Genomic DNA, 2,802 nt, shown 5'->3' on the forward strand with positions numbered 1-2,802 from the left:
GTATTATTTACCAGTGCAGCGGGATTCCGGGCTGCGTCAGCTTGGTTTCCAGCATTTCACTTTTTCTGCTGCGGTAAACGGAAGGCCTCCGCCCGGGCACGGGCTTCCGCGTTCTGCCCGGAAGTCAGATCCTTTTCGTGAGTCTCGATCCACTCGGCGGCGTCGTTGCCGAAGGTGGAAGAGGCCAGGAGGCACCATTTCATGGCCTCCACCAGATCCTTTGGCACACCGGTGCCGTCTGCGTAGCACTTGCCGAGCTGATACTGCGCCCGCGCATCCTTTTGCGCGGCGGCTTTTTGAAACCATTGCACGGCCTGTGCAGCGTCCTGCGCCACTCCCCAGCGTCCGCGTTTGCAGATGAAGCCAAGAGTCACCTGCGCATCGGCATGCCCATTTTCAGCAGCGCGGCGGTACCAGCGCGCGGCCTCGGCGGGGTCCTCGGTGATGCCATCGCCGTGGAGGCAGCACTCAGCCAGCCGGTGCTGGGCCGGGGCAAAGTCCTGGCTGGCGGCCTGTTGCAGAGATTTCACTCCGGCCTCCTTGTCCTGCGGAATGAGGGAGCCGGAGAGCTGTGCCAGCGCGAGCCCATACTGACCTTCAGCATCGCCTTGGGCGGCGGCCTTGCGCCACCAGCGCAGCGCCTCCTTGGGGTCCTCGGGCAATCCGGAGCCGGTGGCATAGGCCGTGCCCACCTTGGCCTGCGCACCTGCGTGCCCCAGGTCGGCAGCCTGGCGGAACCAGCGCAGCGCCTCGGCTGTGCCGCCGCCCTTTTGGCAGCTCAGGCCTTTCGCATAATACGCCGCAGCACGGCTTTGATCGGCGGCCGGATCACTCCAGCGCAGTGGTAGCCAGCCGAACGCCCCCATCACGATGATGAGGATCAGAAGCGCGCCGAACTGAAACAGATGGCGCTTCATGGCACAGGCGCCCCCGCTTTCTTCATGCCGGCTTTTCGCTCGTCGTTGATCCGGGCATTGTGCCTGCGCAGGTCTCCAAGGATGCAGTGACCATGGAGGCCGTCCTTGAACACGGACGTGAAAGGCATCTGCATGTCTTCCTCGTCGAGCTTGCTTCGGTTGTCTCGGTCAACGATTTCATTCACGGCTTTCAGAGCCTCGTTGACCGTGCCGCCTTTTGTCAAGACATCCATGCCGTCATTGGCGGGGAAGGTGTCGTCACGGCACTGTCTGATGAAGCGGAGGCAGGGGGGCGGCAGCAGCAAAGAGGCGCGGGGGGGCAGTGTGGTTTTCGCGTGCTCGATCACTTCGATAAAAGATGCCGGGCATCGGTGAACCCAAGTGGCGCACACCGTTCATTCTCAACCTCAGGGCTCGGTGTTGGCGGAGTTGTTGCGGTGTGGGTGTTGAGGGGATGCCAGGCATCTGGGCTAGGCATCTGGGCCTGGGCTTCAGCGGCAGAAAGGAGCCGCCAAGGCTTGAGAGATCCCCAGTGAAACGCCAGACCAAGCCATTTGCCTGTTTATCCTAAAGATTCCGCCCGGTTTCCATGGATTTTGTAAATCTGTTCGGCGGAACATCATAAATCTCAATTCAGCTTGCAGTTATCCACCTACGGGTATCTACGTGTCCGCTCATCTCACGTGCTCATGAAACACCTGCTCCTCGCCCTCCTGCTGGTCTCCTTTTTCTCCTCAGTGGCCCTGGCCGACAGTCCGGAGGCCATCGCCAAGGACTACCGCAAGCAAGCCGCCCAGGCCCTGGAGCGCATCAATCAGTCTCTGGAAAAAGCCGCCACGCCGCTCATCACCAAGCTGGTGAGCAGCGGAGACACCGAGGGGGCTGAACTGCTGACGTCCCAGCTCAAGGACAAAACCGCCGGAGAGTACGTGCCCACACCGCAGGCCAGTGCGGCGCAGCTCTTCGCATTGTATGACGACGCCCGCGCCAAGGCCCTCGCTCCCGTGCAAAAGTCCAGCATCACCCGCATTGAGAGCCTGCTGAAAACCGCCGGCGGAGCCAAACTGGAAACGGTGACGGAGCTCGGCAAGGTCCGCGCGGAGATCGAGGCGGGGAAGGTGACGGATCCCAAAGCCATACCCGTGGAATGGACCTACCGCTCGTCGCTGACGGGGCCGCCCATGGTCAACGTCTTCTTTGAGCCCAATGGCACGGCCAGGACGGAAGGCGGAGGCGAAAGCAAAACAGGCACCTGGCGGTGGCAAAAGAAGGGCGTGATCAGCGTCACCTGGCCCAAGTACAACTGGACGGTGACGTTCAAGGAAGACTATGCCGAGCTGACGAGTCTGGAAACCCCGCTGCGTTATCTCGTGCCCGTGAAAAAGTAAGTACCCCTCCCCAAACCGGCGGGAAATGCCAGACCGCTCCAAGACCGGGGGGGGCACACTGCCGGTTTGGGTGCCGGCTCAGTGCCTGATGATCCTAAAGAACCCACGCGGGTCTTTTGCATTTTTTAAATCTGTTCGGTGGAACATCATAAATCTCAATTCAGCTTGCAGTTATGTTCCTAAGCGTATCTTCCGCGCAACCAACCCCGTGCTCATGAAACAACTGCTCCTCACCCTCCTGCTGGTCTCGTTCACCGCCGCCTCCGCCCTCGCCGACAGCCCCGAGGCCATCCTCAAGGACTACCGCAAGCAGGCCACCCAGGCCGTGGAGCGTTTGAATCAGTCGCTGGAGAAGGCTGCGACGCCGATGATCACCAAGCTTGTGAAGGATGGCGACACTGCCGGGGCGGAGTTGCTCACCAGCCAACTCAAAGCCAAAGTCGCCGGAGAGTTTGTGTCCACGCCGCAGGCAGGTGCAGTGCAGCTCTTTTCCTTGT

Annotated in this window: 4 protein-coding genes; 2 read left to right on the forward strand and 2 right to left on the reverse strand. The window is 61.1% G+C overall.

Annotated features, from left to right (window positions below):
- Positions 1-56 precede the first annotated feature (56 nt).
- Both WAW39_RS29320 and WAW39_RS29325 read right to left on the reverse strand, forming a co-directional pair.
- Complete coding sequence (locus WAW39_RS29320; protein ID WP_422323160.1) at positions 57-917, reverse strand: tetratricopeptide repeat protein; 861 nt, start codon at positions 915-917, stop codon at positions 57-59.
- Positions 914-1,264 (reverse strand): hypothetical protein, encoded by a 351-nt coding sequence (locus tag WAW39_RS29325; protein ID WP_422323162.1) that lies wholly within the window; start codon positions 1,262-1,264, stop codon positions 914-916. Before WAW39_RS29325 ends, WAW39_RS29320 begins: the two co-directional genes overlap by 4 nt.
- 342 nt (positions 1,265-1,606) lie before the next feature.
- Between WAW39_RS29325 and WAW39_RS29330 the strand changes: the two genes are divergently transcribed.
- Both WAW39_RS29330 and WAW39_RS29335 read left to right on the forward strand, forming a co-directional pair.
- The gene (locus WAW39_RS29330) at positions 1,607-2,305 is read left to right on the forward strand and encodes a hypothetical protein (protein ID WP_422323164.1); all 699 of its coding nucleotides are present in this window, start codon (positions 1,607-1,609) and stop codon (positions 2,303-2,305) included.
- Between the two features lie 214 nt (positions 2,306-2,519).
- Positions 2,520-2,802: hypothetical protein (locus WAW39_RS29335; protein ID WP_422323166.1), on the forward strand; the 283-nt coding region annotated here is incomplete at its 3' end.

The sequence above is a fragment of the Prosthecobacter sp. genome (assembly GCF_049294395.1).
Lineage (GTDB): Bacteria > Verrucomicrobiota > Verrucomicrobiia > Verrucomicrobiales > Verrucomicrobiaceae > Prosthecobacter.

Excerpts from the sequence above, each read along its gene's own strand:
- WAW39_RS29330 (WP_422323164.1), top strand. The coding sequence starts at position 1,607 with ATGAAACACCTGCTCCTCGCCCTCCTGCTGGTCTCCTTTTTCTCCTCA.
- WAW39_RS29320 (WP_422323160.1), bottom strand. The coding sequence starts at position 917 with ATGAAGCGCCATCTGTTTCAGTTCGGCGCGCTTCTGATCCTCATCATC.